Raw genomic sequence first — 23280 nt, forward strand, 5'->3', positions numbered from 1 at the left:
ACTATCTCTCTCCCTGTCTTGGGTTAGAGGAGTTCGGTCGCCTTCTTTCATTTTCAACTGGAATTGGAATCAAAGCCTTTTTTACTCTAGAATTTCGACTAGCTAACCAAGCCCAATACGCCCCAAGTCCACCTAGGACAAATCCATAACCTGCTTCTACGTAACCATTCATCTTTAAATCTATCCGATCCTGCTCAAACCATTTTAACGTTGCTTTTAGAATTAGCGTTATCTAGCAGTTCGCTAACGCGATCTGCATCACTTTGTGATTGAGCCAATCTTTCGCTTTGCCATTGAGAAATTTGTCTCTCTCGCAGAGAATCTTCGCCTTGAGCAATCCTGTATCTAAAGACAACCAATGCACAATACGCGAGAGTAAAAGCAACAAACCCTAGCAACATAGTCCAGGCCATAATCCCGTGAATCTTGGCATTCATCCCCAACGATGCAACAGTTGCGCCTTGGTGAAGGGTTCGCCACCAAACAACGGACTCATGAACGATTGGAACGTCAATGAAGGCAAATAAAGCCGCTATTGCGGATCGCTTAGCGCGTTTATCTGCCGGCATTGGAACAGCACGTAGCGCGAGATATCCTAGGTAGAGAACTAACAATATCGCAGTGGTGGTGAGCCGTGCATCCCAGGTCCACCAGACACCCCATGCGGGACGACCCCAAATCGATCCCGTAATGAGCGTCAGTGCTGTAAAGACAACTCCCACCTCCGCCGAGGAAGATGCGAGGCGATCCCACCTAAGCGAGCGCGTTGGCCTCCAAAGGTATAGAGACGAGGCCAAAGTGGTGACTCCGTAAGCTAAATATGCAACCCAAGCCACCGCCGGATGGACGTAAACCAACCTGGCTAAATTTCCCTGAACCGCATCTGGCGGAGTTATAAACAGGCCTAACACCACAGTTGCCGCGATGGCAACAAGGGCACTCGCGGCCAAATATCTCTGTGCAATCTTCAATTTCAAGAGTTCAGTCCTCCAAAATGGCGCCAAAGGAGACCGCGCCGCCAACTATAAATACAACAGCAAAGACCAATAAAAGTTTCAACCATGGATCAAAAATCGAACCATGGCCATTCAATGCATCGCTCCACGCCTTTGTCGCCGAAATTACAACTGGTGCTAATATCGGCAAGACAAGCATGGGAACCAAGCTCTCCGAAGAATTAGCTCCACGAACTAGGGCGCCAAAAACCAGACCTACAGATCCTATACCAGCAGTAGCCAATAGTGTCGACAGGGACAGTAGCAAAAAGCTATGAATTGGGACCGAAAATAGGACTACAACCCCAATTCCAACCAAGATATCCAGGATCAGCAGAATCAAAAAGAGAGCTAGAAACTTACCTACAAAAATTGAGATACCATCGAACCCAAGCAGCAGTAGACCGTCCACAGCATCATTTTCGGACTCCACTCGCATTGAACGTGATACCAACAAGATCGAAGAGAATGTAATCAAAACCCAAAATAGACCCGGCGAGATACTGACCATAAGCGGCCCTTGGGTATCGAAGGCGAAGCCAAATAGTAAAAGCACAATCAAGGCAAAGGGCAACACCTGACCAAGGCCGCTCTTGGAACGACTTTCAATCAAAAGATCTTTTTTAAAGATCGTCATCGCTCTCATGCCGAGGGATCCCAAGTCGAATCGATCGATGAGCCCTCTTTGTCAAAAGCAGCTTTATCGTCCCTTGGACTAGGGAGAAACCTTCCACCCACCAAAGTCAAAGAGCGACCACTACCTAGAAGCGGACCATGGCCTTCATGACTTGATACCAAAACAGCAGTACCTCGCTTTTTGGCTTCGAGAATTAACATATCGACAACACTGCGACCATTTGAATCCAACGAGGCATGAGGCTCATCCAGCAACCAAATAGGGGGGTTTTTTATCACCAAGTTAGCCAAGGTAACTCTTTTTTTCTGACCTGCTGAAAGTTGAGAAACCGATGTTTGACAGAGGCGTCGATCGAGACCAAGTAGCTCTTTTGCGCTATCTACTCTTTGAGGCGACAAACCAAGACTCTTAGTCGTAATCTTCAAGTTCTGATCCACGCTCAAATCCTCATAGAGGTAGCTGGTGTGGCTAATAAGTCCTATTCGAGACCTCAGACCTCTATCTGGGTAATACAAGTCGAAACCAAGAACTGAACCTCGACCCGAGTTGATCCTAGCTAGACCAGCTATAGCACGAAAAAGAGTAGTCTTTCCAGCACCATTAGGACCAGAAATCAAAAGCAAATCTCCCGGTTCAACCCTCAAAGTTAGACCGTACACAGCAGGAAAACCGCCGACTTGGATACCAATGTGATCCAGTTCTATTAGATATGCAGCCTCTGTCTCTGAGGCGAGCGACATTTCATTGGACTTCTTCTTAGCAAACGTGACGCTTCGCCTCCTTTGAGGAAAGATATATTCAAAAACTGATGTCGAAGGGTTTCAACGATGCAGCGAACTCTTTTATTGCAATCATCCTTATGGAGATCGTCAAACGGAATAATCAAGGCGACAGGGCGCTCATCCACTACGAAAATAAAATACCTAACCAATGACGCCGAGCACTTAAGCTTTATAGAGACCCAACTACACCTTTGAAAATTACACAGTCAACAAAAAAGCGACCAGGCCATCAAAACCAAAGACCATGGTGCATTCAAGGTATTTACGACCGGGATTGGTTCGCCATCGCCTCGGATTAGTCACTTTAAAATCTTCGACTTCTCCCACTAGCCGCACTCAAGCCAAGACAAAAACAAGTACAAAGCAACTAGCAAGCGGTCACTAAGAGAATCTCATCCGGTACAAGTGCGACCTTTGTCGAAAATCTTGCTACTTATCCGATCTGGCGTTTGAGAATCTCTAAATCGCTTTCGACCATCATTCGGATAAGCTCAGGAAAATCGACTTCGCGCTTCCATCCAAGCTTTGCCTCTCCATGAGAACTGTCGCCGACCAACAGATCAACCTCTGCGGGCCTCACAAAACGCTCGTCCAGGACCACATAATCTCGATAGTCAAGGTCCACTACCTCGAAGGCGAGCTTTGCGAACTCCCTTACTTCATGAGTCTCCCCAGTCGAAACGACAAAGTCACCGGGCTCATCTTGTTGAAGCATGAGCCACATCGCTCGAACGTAGTCTTTGGCGTATCCCCAATCTCTCTGTGCATCCAAATTACCGAGGCGAAGTTCGTTAGTGAGACCTAACTTGATCGATGCAACAGAATTTGTAATCTTACGGGTCACAAATTCAAGACCACGTCGTGGAGATTCATGGTTGAATAAAATACCAGAGTTAGTATGCATTCCATAGCTCTCTCTGTAGTTCACCGTGAGCCAATGGCCATACAATTTGGCAACCCCGTAGGGTGACCGAGGATAGAAAGGTGTCGATTCACGCTGTGGAACCTCTTGAACCTTACCAAACATCTCCGAAGAAGATGCTTGGTAAAACCGAGCGGATGGAACCACGGTTCTGACCGCATCTAGCAGTCTTGTAACACCAAGAGCGGTAGTTTCTCCCGTTAGAACGGCCTGACTAAAAGAGGTCTGAACGAAAGACTGAGCTGCCAGGTTGTAAATCTCATCCGGCTTGGACTCACTCAATACGGTCTGCAGCGAAGTTTGGTCCAGTAAGTCTCCAGATACGAGTTCTATTGAATCTTGGATATGGGCGATTCGCTCAAAGTTTAGAGTCGAAGATCTTCGCGTCATACCTATCACTCGATACCCCATCGACAAAAGAAACTCTGCCAAATAGGAACCGTCTTGACCGGTGATACCAGTCACTAGTGCTACTTTGCCCAACTACTGCTCCAAGTCTATGACATCGATGAATGAAAACAGAGGTCGAAATTTAGTGACCTCCAATTGCAACAGATACGAATCTAATCGTAATATCGCTAGCACCACTCTCAGAACCAGAGTCCGTCTATCTAGTTATCATTCCAAGAGGCTGCTCGCTTTTCAACAAAGGCCATAATCCCCTCTTTGGAATCCTGTGTTTGGGTCACAATTGAAAGCATGGACTGAAGGTAGGAAAGGGCTTGCTCGGAAGTCATATCCATAGCCTTGTAAAACGAACTCTTACCGAGTGCCGTAATAGATCCAGACTTTGAATTAAGAGTTGCAAGAACTTTAAAGAGTTCTCCATCGAACTTTTCTTCTGAAACTACCTTGTTGATCACGCCAAGCTCCAAAGCGCGATTGGCGTCAATACGCTCACCTGTTATCATCAATTCAAACAGTGCCCTAGGCGCAATATATCGAAGCAATGGCACCGTAATCACGAATGGCCAAACTCCAACGTTGATCTCAGGTGCTCCAAACTTTGACCGTGAGGTTGCTAAGACCATATCACAAGCAGCCATAAGGCCAAAACCTCCGGCCAGCGCGTAGCCATCTACGGCAGCCACTATAACCTTTGGATAGCTCCACATATATTGAAAGAGGCCACCAAGTGCCGCTCTGGCACGATGCAATTCGTAAAAGGTTGCGCCTTCGGCCATAGTCGAAAGATCAACGCCAGTCGAAAAGGCCTTATTACCACTCCCGCGAATAACCACCGAGCGCACGTAGTGTTCATTTTCAAAACGCTTCAACTCTTGATGAATCGCATCTAAGACCTCCATAGTGATGGAGTTCATCTTTGAAGGACGATTAATAATTAGAAAAAGTGTCGAATCTTTGACTTCTACGATTAATTCTGGACTAGACATAACCAAAATGTACTCCTATAAATCAATCCAAATATCTAATTTAACAAAAAAGAATCTCTAAGAATGATTCACATCAACACGAAAATCAGATTGCCTCAAATTCGGAACTTGAAAACGAGTTCCATCGAGGGCGCAGGTTGGATTACGAACTCTCGACAATCGGAGAAAATTGCCCTATCGCCGAAACGAAATTGCAACTCTCACCAACGACGCTGAAAATCTCCCAGTAAAGCTCCATATGACAATTCGAAACACCCTAGAGCTAAGTGAAATTGATCTTCCCAACGAATCTATCTTTGGTCAGCGTTAAATATCTGTCCTCATTCACCCCTTGGCTGCTAACTAGCATCTACTGCAAAGCAAATTGTCAAACTGTAGCTAAATGAAAATCTCCGATCGGAAGCGAAGACTTTGGAGATCCACTCCAGTGTTGTCCAATAATTAGAGCTCGCGATTTCAGGATTGATGTGATGGGATGCCCCTTTTCCGAGCCGATATCTCAATCTTTAGTGAAAGATATTTGGACTTAAAGATATTTGGGCAAAAACACCATTATCCAGATCGCCAGACTCTATATGCAACACATCCAATCAGAATCTAAAACTGCCGCGACGAAAAAACTTTGAGATTTAGATACCCTGAATCAGCTCCCATTACCTGTCCGAATACCTTGCTTGCAATAGCAACTATCGCCTTGAGACTGTCACCTTGCGCATGCCGCCCATAGACATAAGTGGCCTATCAACCTTTAAGGTTAAATCCGAAATCACTGAGGTTACCCAGAATCAGTAGACACCTAACAATTACCCATACGATGTTGCAATGTTAGGTGCCACTATGGCAATCAATAGGAGGAACTTCGCCTCGGAGTTCAAAAGCAGCCCATAGAGCAATTGATTACGGCCGTAGCGTAAAAGAGTAGCTATAGAGCTCATCCTTAAAGAGGATTCACTTAGAAGGTGGATCCGCGACGAACGTCGATGCATCCAAGCTAGCGAAATCACAAGCAAAGAGCCTCTGAGCGCTGCTGAACGCCAAGATCTCGTACGACTTCGCCGTGAGATGGCAGGATTACAGAAGGACAATGCCTTCCTGAGCAAAGCAGCCGCGTACAACGCATGAGAATCCACCAAGCAAGAGAGATTTGAACTAATGAAAGCGGAGTCATTCTGAAGGTAACTCTCCGATCTTATCGATCCCACCGTTCGTGATGGGAATTGCGCTAACTGCTAATTGTCCGATCGGTGGCTTAATTGCACAGTGACTGCGCACTTTATCAGGCGGATATCAATTGGTCGTGCTAAATCATCTGCACTTAGATAATGCTTCTTGGTATAACCGCCATGCCATGGCACCTTATGATGTATTGATCGCGATTTCATTTGCAATCTTCGATTATTTGGTTGCAAAGGCGAGGCTCGAGGCATCGAGGAATTCGTAACCCTAAAACTAAATCACCTCAGAAGGATAAACGATAGACAACTTGCCTTTGGAGTCGTCGGGGCGATCTATTTGAAGTTGTGTATCATAATGTTCGCGATATCGGCTTTTGAGTTGCTATCCGCACCGATGCCCAAAGCTTTATGTCGTCAACGACATTTCCCGTTATAACGACTTCAATACGGTAAAACGACCAGATCCAAATCGGTTCAAACGGGACGAAGAGCTAATTTAGCACATAAAGTGGATGCGTCATCCCCCGGAGCCTATCGGGAATGTCTATCCCAAAAATCTACTCTGATTGGGATTAGTTCGGGGAATGAGAAGATCGATTACAACTTCTAGACGATCAAGATGGAACTGATACGCCTGTGATATGCAGCGCCCTTTCACCTTGATTCCATGGAATTATGTGTATGAATTGACATTGTTTCCATGGAATTTTGTGCGACGAAGTATAATGGTTATATGGAACGGCATTGTTTAAAATCGCTGGAGAACTGGAAAAACAATAAGTTTCGCAAACCCCTTGTCATCCTCGGACCACGACAAGTCGGAAAGACTTGGCTTATACAAGAATTTGGTAAGCGCAATTACGAAAAGGTAGTGTACGTCAACTGTCAGCGTAACCCAGACGTGAATCAACTGTTCGAGGGCGACCTCGATCCAAACAGGTTATTACAAGGCCTTCAAATTATTGCCAAGGCTACTATCGATCCCGCTAGAACTCTTCTCGTGATCGATGAGATCCAGGATGTTCCAAGAGCGCTTACCTCTCTCAAGTACTTTCAAGAGCTACGCCCTGATATCCATTTAGCAACCGCCGGCTCACTCCTTGGGGTTGCGCTTCATAAAGATAACTCTTTTCCAGTAGGCAAGGTAAACATTCTTAACCTTCACGCCCTGGACTTTGATGAGTTCCTTAGAGGACTTGGAGAAGAGCATCTAGCCGACCTCTTGCTGGAACAAGATTACGGTCTAATGTCTACGTTCCATAATCATTTGGTTGAACTACTAAATGAATACATCTTCGTGGGCGGGATGCCGGAGGCGGTATCAATTTATCGAGAAGAGAGGTCGGTTGCGGCTGCTCGAAAAGTTCAACTAGAGATTGTCCGAGGATATGAGAATGACTTTGCCAAATATGCGACCCCCTCAATAAGTCGCCAAATCGCCCAAGTTTGGGAATCGATGCCCGCCCAACTTGCCCGCGAAAATAGACGCTTTGTCTTTGGCCACGTACGAGAAGGAGCTAGATCTCGAGATTTCGAGGATGCGATTAGCTGGCTACAAGGAGCGGGGCTAGTCCACAAGGTAACCCGGTTTACAAAACCTGCTCACCCAGCACGGAGCTATGAGGATCCCAAGATATTCAAGCTCTTCCTTCATGACGTTGGAATACTTGGCGCACTCACTAAATTGGACCCCACTGTCTTGGTCAACCGATCGAGGACGTTTGTCGAATTCCATGGTGCTCTCACGGAACAATACGTTCTACAACAGATAGTCGCTACGAGAAATGAAGTTCCAATGTATTGGACCCCCGAGAAGCCAACTGCTGAAGTTGACTTTGCCATCGAAAGACCTTCAGGACTAGTTCCGATTGAGGTAAAAGCATCTGAGAACCTGAAATCTAAGAGCCTTCGCAGTTATATTGATCGCTTTCAGCCACCAGAAGCTGCTCGCTTTTCATTGTCGAATTATCGCGTACAAGAGGATTTAGTAAACGTACCACTCTATGCCATCGGTTCCTGGCTGCGTCGTTAACGTGTAAAATCGCCGCACTGCGATGAAGATACGATCAAGGATCAACGATCACGATATCAATCAGTTCACTTCCTATAGAAAAGTGAGAGTAACTGTTCAGGTCGCCAATATTGCCAGCAACATTTAATTGACCCAACAGAACAGGCTGGTGAAGGAGAATCCACCCGAGTTGTTGTAAAGACTCCGCCAAAAGGAATATCGACTCGAAAACGACCTAACCCCAGTTTCGGCTGAATTCCCCCCAAGACCCCGTTTAAGCCCCCTTTTAGCCCCTATTTAGGGGTAACCCCTATTTGGAGATGCTGGTAGATGAAGTTCGGTTTTCTCAAGTGGCGAATGTAGTGCCCTAAGCTGAGAGTTAGCTGGGAATATTGGCCTACAAGGTAATTCATCTGGTATACTTGTTATATGTTCATTCGCGAGAAGACCACTAAGAATAAGGCAACTGGAACTAAATATATAAAGCATCAGTTAGTTAGGTCTTATCGCGAAGGAGACAAAGTACGCCAAGAGATAGTTATGGATCTAGGACGACTTGAGATTGATCCTAAGGACTACAAGAAGCTAGCTCAGATATTGACGATGAGACTAGCTGGCTCTGAGTCTTTGTTTGAAGGTGATCTAGAACTAAAGTCAATCGCCGATAAAGTTCTATCTAGCTTTTCTGTTACTCAAACACTTCGCTCTGATCGTGAAGTAATCACAAAAGATGCCGAGTTCCTAAATGTCAATACATCATCTCTAGAGGCATCTGATATTAGGCGCTTAGGTCCTGAACTAATAGCTAGTAGCTTCTATGACAGATTGAAGATCAAAGAGCAGCTACTACGTTGTGGCCTTAGTGAAAAAGAGACAGCAATTGCTAAAGCTGTAATATGTGCTCGTTTGGTTGCTCCTTCTTCTGATCTTGAAACACATCGCTTCCTAAAAGAGGACTCTGCACTCTATGAATTGGTAGACCAAGACCTTAGCAATATCGGTAAAGATGCTATTTATGAGATAGCTGATGCTATCTACGAAGCCAAAGACTCAATCGAGATGGCACTTATCAAAGCCGAGAATGAGCTTTACCCAACTAATAAGCGTCTCTTTTTATTTGATCTTACCAATGCCTATTTTGAGGGACGAACACTTGGTAATGATCTAGCCCAATATGGCCACTCCAAAGAGAAGCGCTTCGACTGTACTTTAGTAAGTCTTGCCCTTTTGGTGGATGATCGTGGACTACCGATCTATAGCCACATATATCCCGGTAATCAGTCAGAGCCTGAAACCCTTGGTGATGTCTTATCTAGTATCTCTAGTCACCTAAGACAGGGACTCTTTAGCGAAGATCTCCCAACGGTTATCATGGATAGAGGGATAGCAACTTATGACAACATCGCACTGATTGAGTCCTATGGTCTTAGCTATCTGGTAATTACACGCGCTAATGCAGCTAGACACTATCTAGCTGAACTACGCCAAGGAAAAGATACCTTCTTAGAGATCAAGAACTCCTCCAATGAGAGCATCTACATCAAAGAACTGGGTGATGACCTGGGTGTTGAGCTGGATGACAAGGGAGAAGCTGCCGAGGCGGGTGCCGAGATGGATGGCAAGGTGGGAGTTGCCGAGGGAGAAGTTGCTGAGGTAGAAGTTGCCGAATCGGGTGCCGAGGGAGAAGTTGCTGAGTCGGGTGGCCACCTGGGTGCTGAGGTGGATTCTGAGCAAATAGTTGTTCATCTACAAGGCATCGAGTCGATGGGCATCGAGTCGATGGGCATCGAGTCGATGGGCATCGAGTCGATGGGCATCGAGTCGATGCGTGTTGATTTCATCGATGCTGGATCACTCAGCGCTCATCCACAAGCTAACCATTCACTTGGCGGCGAGTCCCTCGGTATCGATTCGATGGATACTGCTCCACAAGTTGGCGGTCCACAGGCCAAGCACTCCCAGAGCAATGAACCCCAAGCCAACCATTCCAATAGAGCTCAACCATACGCAAGTGACTCAATGGACAACAAGATAAAGCAGATCCTATGTATCTCAGAGCGTCGCAGGGATAAAGAAGAGGCAATTGCTAGAGGTATGCAAACTAAGTTCCAGAGTGCATTTGACAAACTAGCTGACTCAGTTAAGCGTGGTCAATATTCCAATGCCACAACTGTGGCTTCAAGAATAGGAAAGCTAAAGCAAGAGCATCGCTCTATTGCACGTCGCTATGAGATAGATACCATAACTGGCGATGATCAAAAAGTCAAAGAGCTGGTTTTGACTGAGAAACCAAAAGTAAAAGAAGCAGCTGAGACTCTCTATGGTGCATATGTGATTGAGACCAATAGGAACGATCTAGAACCAGAAGAGATCTGGAAGCTCTATATGACCCTAACAAAGGTAGAGGATGCATTCAAAGCCCTAAAGAGCAATCTAGGGATGAGACCGATCTATCACCAACTAGCTAGTCGTACCGCTGCTCATCTATTTATCTCAGTAGTTGCTTATCACCTCTATGGAGCAATTGCACTTAGCTTATCTCAAGCCGGTGACAAAAGAAGTGTTCACAGCATTCTTGCTCAAGTGTCTACCCATAGCCGCTTGAACGTAACGATGTTAGATGATAACAAACGTCTACATAACCTTCGTATCTCCTCTACTCCAAACTCTACCCAAAAAGAGATCTACTCTATTCTTGGAGTAGTAGATACCCTAGCTCGAACCAAGAAGGTGATTGCTCAACTGTAGTGCCCAAATCCAGACACCAATATGGTCATGACCTGGGCTTTCATGGGGTGGTTGTCGAGTGGCGGGGAGGAACTTCCCCTCCCCGCTCTCACAGAACCGTGCGTGAACCTCTCAATTCACACGGCTCCTAGCGAACCGACTTTTGGTATTACCCCAAATGACCAGTGAGCCCAAAGATTGGGTTCACGTTCGGCTATTTGAGATAGGTATTTCCAAGCATTTGCTCGTATGCTAAGTCGCCTGTACTTTTTGCGTGCCCATCTAATCAAATAGATATTGATACGTCGGAGGAGTTGGCCTAATCTGGATTTGTAGAAGCGTCCATAGTAGTTGATCCAGCCTAAGATCACCGGGTTGTAAAGCCTGGCGAGTTCGGCTATGGTTTGGCCTGTTTGGAGGTGAATACGAAACCGCCTAAGTTCTCTGCCCATTTCTTCTACCGCTTTATCTGAAGCCGCTGGCAGGAAGTTGTTAAACTGCTGCTTGAACTTATTGCGGGCGTAGCGTGGTGCAAAGGTAAATCCTAGAAAGTCAAAGCGTATTTGTTCGAACTCTCCTTTACGGTTGGAGTCCTTACAATAGACGATTTTGGTCTTTTGTGGATGTAACTCCAACTTGACCTGCGTCATTCTCTGACCTATAGCCTCTAGGATCTCTTCGGCTCGTTTCTTTGTTTCCACATGTACCAAAAGGTCATCCGCGTATCGTTCAAACGGGGCATAGGGTAAGTTCTTTACCATCCATTTGTCAAAAGCGTAATGTAAGAACAGATTCGCCAAAATCGGAGAAATCACCCCGCCTTGGGGTAATCCTTGCTCTCGATCTATTAGTTGTCCATCTTTGTTTTGCATTGGAGCTTTCAACCAACGTTTGATGTAGAGAATTATCCATGGCTCTGATACGTGCATAGAGACAGCTTTTAGCAGCAGTTCATGATCTATTGTGTCCAAGAAGGCCTTGATATCTAGATCAATGACCCAATCGTACTTCCAACATCTCTTGCGTGCTTTTTCAATGGCATCATGGGCTGAGCGATTCGGCCTGTAACCATAGGAGTCTTCGTGGAAGACCTCTTCCAATCTTGGCTCTATGTAGGCTTTAGCTACCCCTTGGGCGATGCGATCTTTGACGGTTGGAATACCTAGGATTCTTTTACCGCCATCTGACTTGTCTATCTCGACATATCTAGTTGCCGCTGGAAAATAACTTCCAGAAGCCATTCGATTCCAGAGTTGGTAGAGATTGTTCTTTAGATCCATCTCAAAGACTGAGATGGACTGCTTATCAATCCCTGGTGCTCCTCGATTGGCTTTTGCCTCTTTGTATGCTTTAACCTGGATCCACCGAAAATTTAGCCGCTCAACTTTGATTTTGGTATAGAAAAGGTGCTCTGAACTGGTAGAATGATGTTTGAAGACACTTCAAATCCATCAGTTCAAGGAGCACCTTTTAGATGCGAGCATCTGCTAGTGCTTTAGAGTGTTTGATAGTCACCTTTGACGATTCGAACGCAGTTTCCAACAGTGGGTTAATACTCCCTATCACCCTTGCTGAGAGACTTGGCCTTAGGGATCTCTTTGATTTACACATTGACCTAGAGGATCGTCCTGGACGAGCAAATGTTGGCAGAAAAGCTATGGCTATCGTGGCCTCCATTTTGGCCGGTGGTGATTGCATTGATGACACTGCAATCCTTGAAAGCCCAAATGCACAAGTTATCCTTGGTCAGATAATGCCAGCACCATCCACTCTTGGTGTCTTCTTGCGTAGTTTTGAGACCAGTGACATCGCAGATGTTGAACGAGTTGCAGCTTTGTTGCTAGAACGAGCCTGGCTAGCTGGAGCAGGTCCAGGTGATGAGCCGCTCACCATTGATGTTGATTCCACGATATGTCAGGTATATGGAAACAAAAAAGAAGGAGCTGGATTTGGTTATACCAAAGTAAGGGGGTATCACCCACACCTAGCAGCTGTTGGCAAGACAGGTGACATTCTTGGAATAGTGACTCGTGAAGGCAATGCCAATACCGCCCGTGGTGCCGGGGAGTTTGTAACCCAGGTAATCAACAATGCCAGAGCCGCTGGAGCAACTGGTGAAATAACCATGCGTTTTGACTCTGGGTTCTACTCAAGAGCCGTTAGAGACGCAGCTAGTGCGGGTGATGTTCGCATTTGCATTACAACACGGATGTCCAAGAGACTAAAAGGTATCATCTCCGATATCCAAGAGGATGCCTGGACTTCAATTCCCTACTGGCTTGAAGGTGGAGCTGATGTAGCAGAAGTGAAATATCGCGCATTTGCAAGAGATAGACAAGACGTTCGTCTTATCGTACGAAGGGTCAAGCCTACTCCAGGGTCTCAGCTGGCACTATTTAGAGACTATGACTATCACGCATTTATTACCGATCGACAAGGCGAAACGCTCTTTCTTGAGGCTGATCACCGAGTACATGCCCAGATCGAACTAGTCATCAAGGATCTCAAAGGAGGTTCTAGATGGAATCATGTTCCATCCAGATACATGAACGCTAATGCCGTTTGGTTGGCTCTGGTCTGGTTAGCTCTGGTCTGGTTAGCCATTGGTGCAATTGCAGTGCAATTGCACACAACCTGGCACGGTTCACTGCACGAATAGGTGCTATTACAGAAACTGTTATCACCACACCAAAGCTTCGACGGTGTTACTTTCAGATCGCAGGACATATCACTCGTTCAGCTAGAAAAGTAATACTGCATCTTGAAGAACACTGGCACTATAAGGATAAGTTCTTAGAGGCTCTTGATCGGATCAGAAAGTTTGAGATCGCCATCACCTGAACATCTGGTTACCTAACACACTGAATATTACTTGAAGGAACTGCTCTAGAAGACAAGGGATTAGGTCACTATACCCAAAATGAGATTTCACAATCTCAAAAATGACCAAAAAGGCTCAATCACAAAGCGAATAGGTCATATTTGGCACTCTGAAACCAGATTTAAGCCATAGACCCTCCGTCAAACCTAAATCAGTTCCGAAAAACCGACTCAGAGTCACACCGAGGGGCTCAAGCTGGTCCATTTCTGTGGATTCAGGTTTAAGTACGACGTACTTGTCGATATCAAAAGCTTTTTCTTGTCGTGGTCTTGTCATTTGATCCCTCCCCCTCAACTTTTACCTTGAGAAGTTGTTCATTTGCATTTCCTGTTCACTCCATCCCCTTGGCTCCATCCTCATTACAAGGACTTCGTAGCTACTACGGGATGGTCCGCCCCCAATCCATAGGCATTTGGTACTTTCCCTCTTGTTGATCTGCAACTTGTAGGTTTTTCCTCATCTATGGGCTTAGCCCATGTGGGCTTAGCCAAGAACGTCTAGGACTGGGTTCTCATGTTCCACATAAACGCCTGATGTTAAGCTCACGCCACCTACACGCCGGATGCCCAAGGAGCACTAATTGGGTTAGTCTCCAAGTTGTCCCGAAAGTTCGACGTCCCTCGGTTTCGACATCATCCATACCAATTTCGAACGCTTCGTCAGTGGTTTGTTTTCACTCGTCTTCTTAACTCATACCTGAAAGAGTCATTGCTCTAACTTTTCCGTACCGCTTTGGACAACGCTCTTTGAACAACGCTCTTTAGCTAATGCCCCGTGCCATTATCGATAAGGTGGTTTGGAATCTCCTCCCAAAAGGCGATCCCGGAGGGCCTACCTCCATCATCTATGTAGCATTGCAGTGTGATTGTTATCAGCTTGTAGGTGATTTACAACCTCTTTCATTCATGACGCACGTCGAAAGTAGGGATAACTTTCTAGCTGTACTGCCAACACCACTATTGCCCAGCCCTCCTGAATAGTTACAAGTGAGAAAGATTCTCGCTAAGAAGTTCCAAGGCGAACCGGAAGTCCGTAGTATCCAAGTGGATACTACGGCTACAATCCACAGAAGATCTCAAAGTAAACCACGACAGCGCAAGATGTCCATGGGAGATGGGCAACCATCGATTCGTCTTTGTTCGGCATCTATGGATAAGACGCAAAGTACTAGACCGGCCAGAGCGAAAAGAAAAAGAGTACATACGCATGCGTAGGGATTTTGGAGCGGCGCAACGAATGGTTCATCGAGGTCGGGTACTCCACACGGAGGAAGACCCTGATGAAACGCCTTTCCTGCAAGGTCCGTGACGGACTTTGCAGTTACTCAAGGGTGGCGCTTTGGCCTTATCTGCGGACAAATAGACATACGGATATGTCGATGCGACTCATTTATGGAAAAAATTTGTTCGAAGTGAAGGAAAATCACTGCTCACAGGTGAGACTAGAGGTCATGGTTGCTCAACATATCTTTACTACTCGCAATCTCGGTCGCTTCTACCAACCCGATCGCGAGGTCCTCAAGGACATCAATCTATCGTTCTACCCAGGAGCAAAGATTGGCGTAATCGGAGCGAACGGATCAGGCAAGTCCTCACTCCTTCGAATAATGGCTGGACTAGACGACGGTTACAGCGGTGAGGCCCGACTCACTCCCGGGTTCACCGTAGGCTACCTCCCCCAAGAACCGCTCCTTGACCCAACAAAGGACGTCGCGGGCAATGTCGCAGAAGTCCTAAAAGAGCAGCTGGATCTCTTGGCCAGATTCAATGATGTATGTGAAGCATTTTCTGATCCAGAGGCGGATTTCGATTCTCTGCTGGCCGAACAGGGTGATCTTCAGACCAGAATTGACGCATTACAAGGCTGGGATCTTGAGCGCACTCTCGAAGTCGCCATGGATGCACTCCGTCTCCCGCCACCGGATGCCGACGTAACAACCCTCTCTGGAGGAGAGCGACGTCGAGTTGCCCTTTGCCGATTACTTCTGGCAAAGCCTGACCTCCTCCTTTTAGACGAGCCAACGAACCATCTCGATGCTGAGTCAGTAGCATGGTTGGAGCGGACGCTGCAGGACTATAGCGGCACAGTGATCGCCATCACGCACGACCGATACTTTCTCGACAACGTTGCTTCTTGGATCCTTGAACTCGATCGTGGTCGAGGCATCCCCTGGGAAGGAAATTACTCCTCATGGCTTGAGCAAAAACAGGCGCGCCTCGCCTCTGAGGAAAAAACAGATCGGGCACGTCAAGCAGCGCTCGCTCGTGAACTCGAGTGGATTCGAATGTCACCTCGAGCCCGCCAGAGCAAGGGTAAAGCTAGAGTCAACGCCTTTAATGAGCTGGTGGCAGAGGCCGAAGCAGCAGATCGACGAGGCGATGTCTTGGAGATCGCAATTCCACCAGGACCCCGCTTGGGCGACAACGTGGTCAACGCAAGCGGGCTCACCAAAGGATTCGGCGACCGCTTGCTCATCGAAGACCTTGAGTTTCGCCTCCCACCAGGGGGAATTGTTGGTGTCATAGGTCCGAATGGTGCAGGGAAGACGACACTGTTCAAATTGGTGGTTGGCCTAGAACAACCTGACAGCGGTACAATCGAAGTTGGCGCAACAGTGGCTCTTGCCTATCTCGACCAATCAAGGGACACGCTTAACCCGGCGGCAACCGTCTTTGACGAAATCACGGGCGGCATCGAGCGAATCATAGTGGGAAGCAGAGAGATCCATGCACGGGCCTACGTGGCGAGCTTTGGCTTCAAAGGAAGTTCACAGCAAAAGCGTGTCGGGGAGATCTCTGGTGGAGAACGAAACCGGGTACAACTCGCCAAGGTCCTGCGAACTGGTGGAAATTTACTCCTTTTAGACGAACCAACGAATGATCTCGACGTCGACACGCTCCGGGCACTTGAAGATGGCCTACTGACTTTTCCTGGCTGTGCAGTGGTGATCAGTCACGATCGATGGTTCTTGGATCGGGTTGCGACACACATACTTGCCTTTGAGGGAGAAGCAGAGGTCCGCTGGTTTGAAGGAAACTTCTCGGACTATGAAGCCGATCACCACCGACGCCTTGGCATCGACGCGGATCGACCTCATCGGATGAAGTACAAAAAGCTCACTCGATAAGCCATCGATAACTCACCAAGGCGGTTTCTAGGGCGATGTCGATGATTGTAAGTGCTCGCGCGAGGATCTCCCTAGGGCAACGTCGCAAATATCATTCGCCCTGAGGCACGTAACTGCTCGCTGGGATGTATGCAAAGATAGTCAAGGTAAAGCATTGAGCCGATACTGCGACTTTCGTCCCAATCGCATTAGCCTCGCGAGATGGGCGTGAACCTAAACGCCATAGTCCATTACTAGCACTATGCTAACCCTGTCCTAGACCTTATGGGCAACTGATAAATCTAGCGGTTATTTAATCATTGTCTTGGCTATCCCTTTGTGATATCCAAGACAATGAATAGCGTCTGGCGATGGCAATTCAATCTCCACAACTCTACACTCCCAAGGTGGTATCGAAAGAGCACAAAGAAGAATGCTTGATGAGACAAACAGGAGTTGGAACTCCCCGAGGACAATCATCCTGGATTTCAACGCTAGCAAGATCTCCGACCGCTAAGAGAAAAGAAACCTAGAAACTTTGGCATAAAAATGACTGGTCTTGCCATACCCGCCATTTCAAGCGGTGCAGAAAATCGACTGTTTCCAAACTATATAACTAATCAAGCGACAAATAACGCCAAACTACAAACAATACCTACCGAGATCTAAGCAAGTCGCATTTGCCAGGTCGTCTCCCACTAAGGGAGCTCGCAAAAAAAACGTCGCTCTTGGACCACGGAATCGACCGTCATCATCATTTCTCTAGCTCCAGTAGTCCCATGTCATTTGTGGATTAAAATAGTAGTCAACCGCCGGAATATCCCAAGCAATTGTTCATCAAGCAACAAAAGCAAGCTTTAAATCAACTAATCACAGTGACGTTTATTTCAGACATCTTACAATTTATCAAAAGCACGATCTCAGCCCAAGGATCCTTGACTCAAATTGAAGGCGCTAAGCTACCGCATGGTAATTTATATAGAAGGTATGTATTTTCAATCATCCCCAACCAACTAGAAGGTCCATTTGGAATCTAAGATCCATGAAGTTGTAGATCAGAATTCAGAGCGACAATTAAGGTTGCCTGGAGACCAAAGAAAGCGACTGCTTCTAAAACACGCCCTATGGCACTTTTCGCAAAAGGGCTTTCATGCGACATCGATGCAAGAGATCGCAACCTCAGCTGGAATAACGAAACCCGTTATCTACCAACACTTTGCCTCAAAACGCGCACTATATCTTGAGCTTTTAAATCTTGTCGGCATAGAACTCTGCAATGTTATTAGAGACGCTACCACCGGCGCTAAGACGGTACACGAGCGAGTGTCGCGTGGGTATATGAGTTACTTTCAGTTCGCTCATGATAACAGAGCCGGATACGAGCTACTCTTCGGCTCAGGCCAGCGTCTAGATGTCGAATTTCAAATGGAAATATCTAGAATTGAAAATGAAATATCAGACCTCGTCACCAGCCAGATAGATGCAGACATCTCTGAGGCTCACCGTCGCTTCCTAGCGCTTGGAGTTATCTCGCTAGCCGAAGGAACAGTGCGGCGATGGCTTCGTGAGATTGAGACAAGTGACCCCGGCGTAACTTCATTTACTGATACCAATGGACCAATGTGGGCTACGCGAGTGGCAGAACTTGCCTGGGCTGGACTAAGGGGTATCCAGCGAGAGCCAGGGAATGACAGCTAAAAGCACTCAATAGTTAAATTTCCCCACCAAAGATCACGGTCGCCATATGGTAAACCTTAAATATTACGCGCCGCTCATAACTACAAAGAGCCAAGATGAGCGGCGCGAATTATCGATTATTTTTCCTAATTGCAAAGACAAAGAAAAAAGCAGTCCTAGCGCGAAAGAAACCTCAGGTTCACACCTAAAATCTCCACAACAGCGGAGCCATTGCAGATACTCTAGAAGAGCGAGGCCTAGCGGATGGTTACACCCGAAATTGCTCTTGAAATTATCAGCCGCTGAATCTCACTTGTACCCTCAAAGATCGTATAGATCTTCGAATCTCGGTGCCAGCGCTCAACTGGGTACTCTCTAACGTAACCATAACCGCCTAAGATTTGAATAGCCTGTTCAGTAACCCAAACGGCTGTCTCACCCGCATAGAGTTTGGACATTGATCCCTCACCTTTAGTAAAGGGAACATGTGTCGCTGCCATATTTGCAGCTCTCCAAACCAATAGACGAGAGGCCTCCACTCGCATAGCCATATCTGCGAGCTTAAAGGCGATACCTTGATTCTCAATGATCGCCTTACCAAATTGCTTGCGTTCCTTGGCGTAATCGAGCGAGTACTCATAGGCAGCTCGGGCAATTCCCACCGCTTGTGCACCCACCATTGGCCTGGATGCCTCAAAAGTAGCCATTGCCGCCTGGGAAGAAGATCTCTTACCTTCACGTGCTCGAGCGAGACGCTCGTCAAGTTTCTCTTTTCCTCCAAGTAGCATCGACGAGGGAATCGTGACATTATCGAGGATAACTTCAGCCGTATGTGAAGCTCGAATTCCCATCTTTTTAAATTTCTGACCCATCGAAAGACCTGGAGTTTTCGGTGGTATTACAAAAGAAGCCTGGCCTCGAGAGCCAAGAGTTGGATCTACAGTAGCCACAACTACATGAATATCAGCTATGCCTCCGTTGGTAATCCAAGTCTTGGTACCGTTTACGGTCCAGGTGTCGTTGGCTTCGTTGTAGGTTGCACGTGTTCGAAGCGACGATACATCAGAACCTGCGTCTGGCTCGGTAACCGCAAAAGCGGCCAGTTGTGGCTTTTCCGGAGTCCCAAAACACTGCGGAACCCATTCGCCTATCTGTTCTGGCGTGCCATTGGCCATGATCCCAGCCACACCCAATGTAGACCCAAAGATCGCTAGAGCAATTCCGGCATCACCCCAGGACATCTCCTCGTTTACCAACGCAAGCATCAGCCCCGTCTTGTCTCCATAACATGTCGCCAAAAAATCAAAAGAGTACAATCCAGCATTAGCCGCCTCTTGAATGATGGGCCACGGAGTCTCCTCGCGCTCATCCCACTCCTGGGCAGCCGGTCGAATAACATTTTCGGCAAAATCATGGACCCATTTCTGAATCGAAATCTGGTCTTCATTTAGTTTTAGGGAAAAATCGCCCATTTAGACCTCACAACATAAAGTATCTATAAATCCACTTACTATGTTACCACTAAGTAACATCGTCAAGCCACTCGAAGAATAAAAATCTCCGATTGTCAACAGCGCAGCTTTTAAAACGAAAAAATCTACGATCATCCAAGCAAATAAAGCGGACTCCAAAACCAACAATTCACCACAGAGAAGCCGATTCAAATTATTGTCCACTAAAGATTGGCTAAAAAGCAGTCAAATTGACGCATCGAAAATCTCCAAAAAAAAGATCTGACGAACTGCATCCATCATTCGAATCTTGCTTTGCCCACCAGTTTTGGATTGAGCGCATTTGTCGCTTAGGACCCATCACCAAACGATCACCCATACATAAAGGCCAGCGCCACACCCCCTTATTTTAAGAATACCTAAAAAAGGGCCCACAGAAAGTTCCCACGTGATGGTCGTTGTTATCTGTCTGCGCCGTATTGCCCCAGAGCTGAGGCTTGGATCGAACCATAGTCGCGAAGGTAGATTTGAATCCGCGACTATCGCGAGTCAGCTGTTAAAGATCAGAATAGGAGTCATATTTATCACGTTGAGCCCTCTTCTGAAAATAATTATTCAAATCTCGAAAATATCTATAATAAAATGCCGTCGAATTGACGAAATGATACAAAGTAGATTTGCCTAACCAAAATTATTTTGCTCGAAGAAAGCTCAAGAGAAATGCTTATTTTTGGTCTAAAAATAAATACTATCGAGCTTCAAAACGAGCTGGCATCTTTACATTAGGAAAATTCGAGAGGAGACGGGGTGTCTTTAACTGAAGTCCCCACGAGGGAACCTTTTCTGCAAAGTAAAGGCGGCGCCACTTCTAGTTCGCTAGGAAGTGTATTTAGTCCCGAGGTGGCTCTCGCGGCGTTGGAAAAACATATGGCCATGATCGCCTTTGATACGAGAGGCAATGTTCTATGGGTAAATCGACTATTCGCCAATGCTGTCAATTATGAGATATCAGACCTAATCGGCCGTCATCATAGTGAACTATGCACGCGACATTTCGCCTCTTCAAGTGACTACAAGGAACTGTGGCGGCGCCTAAATGATGGAATTTTCTTCTCTGACAAGATCGAACGGGTAACTAAATCTGGATCAACCATCTACCTCGAAGCTACCTACATGCCCGTTGTTGATCTAGATGGCACAATAATTGGCGTCATAAAAGTAGCAACAGACATTACCCAACGAGAATTAGAGACCAAAAGGGCACTCTCAGTTCTGCAAGATATGGCAATAAATCTATCGCAACGAGCCACTGAAGGTATCACCTGTGCTGAAGAGGTATCTGGCGGAGCTGAGAAGCTGGTAGTTGATGCAGCCACTAATACGGCCCTGGTAGATCAACTTGTTGTCCAGACAGACCAAATCGACAAAGTTGTGGGGACTATCAGGGAGATATCTAGCCAAACAAAACTTCTATCTCTAAATGCATCGATCGAGGCCGCTCGAGCTGGCGATCAAGGATTGGGCTTTGCGGTCGTAGCGAATGAAGTTAGAACTTTGGCATCAAAGGTTGATAATGCGACTCATGAAATTCAAACACAGCTAAAGACGATAAGCGAGACTGCATCGCGGCTATCGCTTAGCAACAACGACACCACCGAGATTGTGATCTCATCTCAAGCCTCGACCCAACAAGTCCTATCGGAGTTTCAAGGTGTAGGCGTTGCAGCTAGCGAACTAGAAAATTACGTCCGAGTGACCTCAGAAGCCAACTAAAAAAACATTCCGCGGCACCCCGATCACTAGTTACCTCTCCTTGTGATCGGGGTGCCTTCTCATTGAAGGCTCTAAACACCCAGTGGAACCTTATGACAAAACATTACTGACAAAAGCTCAACAAAACCGACCAAACGAGAGACCTCGTGGCGCTGCAAATCTATAAAGCACCTATGGCTTCAAAAGTAGTTACCATTTCAATGGCGCAACTACCAAAAAATGGACTCATAGATTTTATTGCACGTACACTTAGCACCACGAACCCGCGACTGTCACCATTGGGGTTTTACTTGGGTTAAGGAGCTAGAAGGGTTGTGACTTCTAACGGCCAAGGAACCGCTATTTAGAAGTAGAATCAACCAACTTGGCCCACGACCTAAAGCTTTCGTATCTGGCCACCTTCCTTGGTATCTTCGATCCCATAACCCAATTCCAAAAGGCGATCACGCAATCGATCCGAAGCCGCGAAATCTTTCCTTTGCCTAGCCCCCTCGCGCTCCAGAAAGAGCTCAACCACAGCATCAGGAAGAACAAGCTCACTCCTGGTTACCCCAAGTCCAAAGACCCTAACGACGATCTCTATCGCCTTTGCGATTGCTATGGCCTTTGTCAGGTCACCATTGTCAAAGGAAACATTCATCGAGGTAATTCCCTGGAAGAGAATCGAGATGGCTAGCGGCGTATCCATATCGTTATCCATAGCTTGCCCAAAAGATTCAAGAATCTCCGAATCTGCTTGCACATGCGAAATAGATGCGTCGTAATGGCGATCAAATCGCACTAGCGCATTGTCAATTCGCTCTAAGGCCCGGGCAGCATCGCCAATCAAGGTGGAGTTCACCTCCAAAGGAGAACGATAGTGTGACTGAAGGACCAAAAGACGAAAGGCTCGAGGATCGTCCTCACCAATCAACTCGGGTAAGCTTACAAAATTTGAAAGCGACTTTGACATCTTCTCATCGCCAACCACAATAAACCCGTTGTGAACCCACTTGTCTGCAAAAGAACTACCTAAAGCCAAAGCTTGTGCGCGTTCGTTTTCATGGTGTGGAAAGGCTAGGTCAGCTCCCCCACCATGAATATCAAAGGATGAACCAAGCAGATCCTGTGCCATTACGACACATTCAGTATGCCAACCCGGCCTTCCTCTGCCAAAGGGCGACTCCCAAGCCCACTCGGCATTTGGAGTATTCTTCCACAGTGCAAAGTCGATTGGCGACCGCTTGTTCGGATTGGGCTCCACTCGAGCACCTGAACGCATGGACTCCAAAGATTGATGGGCCAAAAGTCCATAGCTCTCAATACGCGACACCTCAAAGTAAACTCCATCGCCACCTATGTATGCCGCACCTATCTCTATCAACTCAGATATAAAGGTGATCATCTCTTGGATGTAAGCGGTAGCATGCGGAACGTGGGTAGGTCTTAGGACATTTAGGTCATCCAAGACCTTCCACCAAACCTTCTCGTACTCGCCAGCTACCTGAGATGGCTGGCGATTCTCAGAGTCGGCTCGCGCGAGAATCTTATCGTCGACGTCAGTTATATTGGAAACGTGTATTACGCCGTGGCCTTGATACTCAAGGTAACGGCGTAGAATATCATAAACGAGCACAAAACGACCGTGTCCCAAATGGGGCACATCGTAGACTGTCGGCCCGCAAACATACATCTTAATGATGCCGTCGACGGCCGGTCGTAGCTCTTCAATTTGACCTGTTGCACTATTGTGTAAGTGAATCACAAAGG

At 46.8% G+C, this 23280-nt stretch carries 17 protein-coding genes; 7 read left to right on the forward strand and 10 right to left on the reverse strand.

The window, feature by feature from the left end:
* Position 1: 1 nt before the first annotated feature.
* The 6 genes from ACIDITHRIX25_RS94220 to ACIDITHRIX25_RS94245 form a co-directional block, all read right to left on the reverse strand.
* Positions 2–172: a hypothetical protein gene (locus tag ACIDITHRIX25_RS94220; RefSeq protein WP_160291922.1), complete on the reverse strand. Its 171-nt coding sequence runs from the start codon at positions 170–172 to the stop codon at positions 2–4.
* 22 nt (positions 173–194) lie between these two features.
* Complete coding sequence (ccsA, locus tag ACIDITHRIX25_RS94225) at positions 195–977, reverse strand: cytochrome c biogenesis protein CcsA (RefSeq protein ID WP_052607085.1); 783 nt, start codon at positions 975–977, stop codon at positions 195–197.
* 4 nt (positions 978–981) lie between these two features.
* Entirely contained in the window at positions 982–1641 is a 660-nt protein-coding gene (locus ACIDITHRIX25_RS94230; RefSeq protein ID WP_152626188.1) for a heme exporter protein CcmB, read from the reverse strand.
* Positions 1638–2372, reverse strand: a complete 735-nt coding sequence (locus ACIDITHRIX25_RS94235) for an ABC transporter ATP-binding protein (protein ID WP_201733058.1) — start codon at positions 2370–2372, stop codon at positions 1638–1640. The genes ACIDITHRIX25_RS94230 and ACIDITHRIX25_RS94235 overlap by 4 nt, the downstream gene beginning before the upstream one ends.
* 475 nt (positions 2373–2847) lie before the next feature.
* Positions 2848–3819 (reverse strand): GDP-mannose 4,6-dehydratase, encoded by a 972-nt coding sequence (gene gmd, locus ACIDITHRIX25_RS94240; protein ID WP_201733059.1) that lies wholly within the window; start codon positions 3817–3819, stop codon positions 2848–2850.
* 128 nt (positions 3820–3947) lie between these two features.
* On the reverse strand, positions 3948–4730 hold the full coding sequence (locus ACIDITHRIX25_RS94245) for an enoyl-CoA hydratase/isomerase family protein (protein ID WP_201733060.1): 783 nt from the start codon (positions 4728–4730) through the stop codon (positions 3948–3950).
* A gap of 169 nt (positions 4731–4899) precedes the next feature.
* Here ACIDITHRIX25_RS94245 and ACIDITHRIX25_RS94250 point away from each other — a divergent pair, with 169 nt between their 5' ends.
* From ACIDITHRIX25_RS94250 to ACIDITHRIX25_RS94260, 3 genes are all read left to right on the forward strand, one after another.
* Positions 4900–5040, forward strand: coding sequence for a hypothetical protein (locus ACIDITHRIX25_RS94250; protein ID WP_160291921.1), 141 nt, complete (start codon positions 4900–4902; stop codon positions 5038–5040).
* A gap of 1598 nt (positions 5041–6638) precedes the next feature.
* A complete protein-coding gene (locus tag ACIDITHRIX25_RS94255) occupies positions 6639–7937 on the forward strand; it encodes an ATP-binding protein (RefSeq protein ID WP_201733061.1) in 1299 nt (432 codons plus the stop codon).
* 408 nt (positions 7938–8345) lie between these two features.
* Positions 8346–10664 carry an IS1634 family transposase gene (locus ACIDITHRIX25_RS94260; protein ID WP_201733062.1) on the forward strand — a complete coding sequence of 773 codons (2319 nt, stop codon included), beginning with the start codon at positions 8346–8348 and terminating at the stop codon, positions 10662–10664.
* A 116-nt stretch (positions 10665–10780) separates the two neighbouring features.
* Here the strand turns inward: ACIDITHRIX25_RS94260 and ltrA are convergent, their stop codons facing one another.
* Positions 10781–12034, reverse strand: a complete 1254-nt coding sequence (gene ltrA / locus ACIDITHRIX25_RS94265) for a group II intron reverse transcriptase/maturase (RefSeq protein ID WP_201733581.1) — start codon at positions 12032–12034, stop codon at positions 10781–10783.
* An 83-nt stretch (positions 12035–12117) separates the two neighbouring features.
* Between ltrA and ACIDITHRIX25_RS94270 the strand changes: the two genes are divergently transcribed.
* The gene (locus ACIDITHRIX25_RS94270; protein WP_201733063.1) at positions 12118–13302 is read left to right on the forward strand and encodes an IS1380 family transposase; all 1185 of its coding nucleotides are present in this window, start codon (positions 12118–12120) and stop codon (positions 13300–13302) included.
* 297 nt (positions 13303–13599) lie between these two features.
* On the opposite strand, the gene ACIDITHRIX25_RS94275 is transcribed toward ACIDITHRIX25_RS94270, so the two are convergent.
* A complete protein-coding gene (locus ACIDITHRIX25_RS94275) occupies positions 13600–13800 on the reverse strand; it encodes a hypothetical protein (protein WP_201733065.1) in 201 nt (66 codons plus the stop codon).
* A gap of 1174 nt (positions 13801–14974) precedes the next feature.
* Here ACIDITHRIX25_RS94275 and ettA point away from each other — a divergent pair.
* Together ettA and ACIDITHRIX25_RS94285 are read left to right on the forward strand one after the other, a co-directional pair.
* On the forward strand, positions 14975–16651 hold the full coding sequence (gene ettA, locus ACIDITHRIX25_RS94280) for an energy-dependent translational throttle protein EttA (RefSeq protein ID WP_052606841.1): 1677 nt from the start codon (positions 14975–14977) through the stop codon (positions 16649–16651).
* A 1005-nt stretch (positions 16652–17656) separates the two neighbouring features.
* Complete coding sequence (locus tag ACIDITHRIX25_RS94285) at positions 17657–18328, forward strand: TetR/AcrR family transcriptional regulator (protein WP_052606837.1); 672 nt, start codon at positions 17657–17659, stop codon at positions 18326–18328.
* 236 nt (positions 18329–18564) lie between these two features.
* Here the strand turns inward: ACIDITHRIX25_RS94285 and ACIDITHRIX25_RS94290 are convergent, their stop codons facing one another.
* Positions 18565–19779 (reverse strand): acyl-CoA dehydrogenase family protein, encoded by a 1215-nt coding sequence (locus tag ACIDITHRIX25_RS94290; protein ID WP_052606838.1) that lies wholly within the window; start codon positions 19777–19779, stop codon positions 18565–18567.
* Between the two features lie 786 nt (positions 19780–20565).
* Between ACIDITHRIX25_RS94290 and ACIDITHRIX25_RS94295 the strand changes: the two genes are divergently transcribed.
* Complete coding sequence (locus tag ACIDITHRIX25_RS94295) at positions 20566–21531, forward strand: methyl-accepting chemotaxis protein (protein WP_283770423.1); 966 nt, start codon at positions 20566–20568, stop codon at positions 21529–21531.
* 376 nt (positions 21532–21907) lie between these two features.
* Here ACIDITHRIX25_RS94295 and cysS read toward each other — a convergent pair whose 3' ends face one another.
* Entirely contained in the window at positions 21908–23275 is a 1368-nt protein-coding gene (gene cysS, locus ACIDITHRIX25_RS94300; protein WP_201733066.1) for a cysteine--tRNA ligase, read from the reverse strand.
* Positions 23276–23280: the final 5 nt, after the last annotated feature.

The sequence above is a fragment of the Acidithrix sp. C25 genome (genome assembly GCF_904848545.2).

Excerpts from the sequence above, each read along its gene's own strand:
- ACIDITHRIX25_RS94220 (WP_160291922.1), bottom strand. The coding sequence starts at position 172 with ATGAATGGTTACGTAGAAGCAGGTTATGGATTTGTCCTAGGTGGACTT.
- ACIDITHRIX25_RS94230 (WP_152626188.1), bottom strand. The coding sequence starts at position 1,641 with ATGAGAGCGATGACGATCTTTAAAAAAGATCTTTTGATTGAAAGTCGT.
- ACIDITHRIX25_RS94235 (WP_201733058.1), bottom strand. The coding sequence starts at position 2,372 with ATGTCGCTCGCCTCAGAGACAGAGGCTGCATATCTAATAGAACTGGAT.
- ACIDITHRIX25_RS94245 (WP_201733060.1), bottom strand. The coding sequence starts at position 4,730 with ATGTCTAGTCCAGAATTAATCGTAGAAGTCAAAGATTCGACACTTTTT.
- ACIDITHRIX25_RS94255 (WP_201733061.1), top strand. The coding sequence starts at position 6,639 with ATGGAACGGCATTGTTTAAAATCGCTGGAGAACTGGAAAAACAATAAG.
- ACIDITHRIX25_RS94260 (WP_201733062.1), top strand. The coding sequence starts at position 8,346 with ATGTTCATTCGCGAGAAGACCACTAAGAATAAGGCAACTGGAACTAAA.
- ACIDITHRIX25_RS94270 (WP_201733063.1), top strand. The coding sequence starts at position 12,118 with ATGCGAGCATCTGCTAGTGCTTTAGAGTGTTTGATAGTCACCTTTGAC.
- ACIDITHRIX25_RS94275 (WP_201733065.1), bottom strand. The coding sequence starts at position 13,800 with ATGACAAGACCACGACAAGAAAAAGCTTTTGATATCGACAAGTACGTC.
- ettA (WP_052606841.1), top strand. The coding sequence starts at position 14,975 with ATGGTTGCTCAACATATCTTTACTACTCGCAATCTCGGTCGCTTCTAC.
- ACIDITHRIX25_RS94290 (WP_052606838.1), bottom strand. The coding sequence starts at position 19,779 with ATGGGCGATTTTTCCCTAAAACTAAATGAAGACCAGATTTCGATTCAG.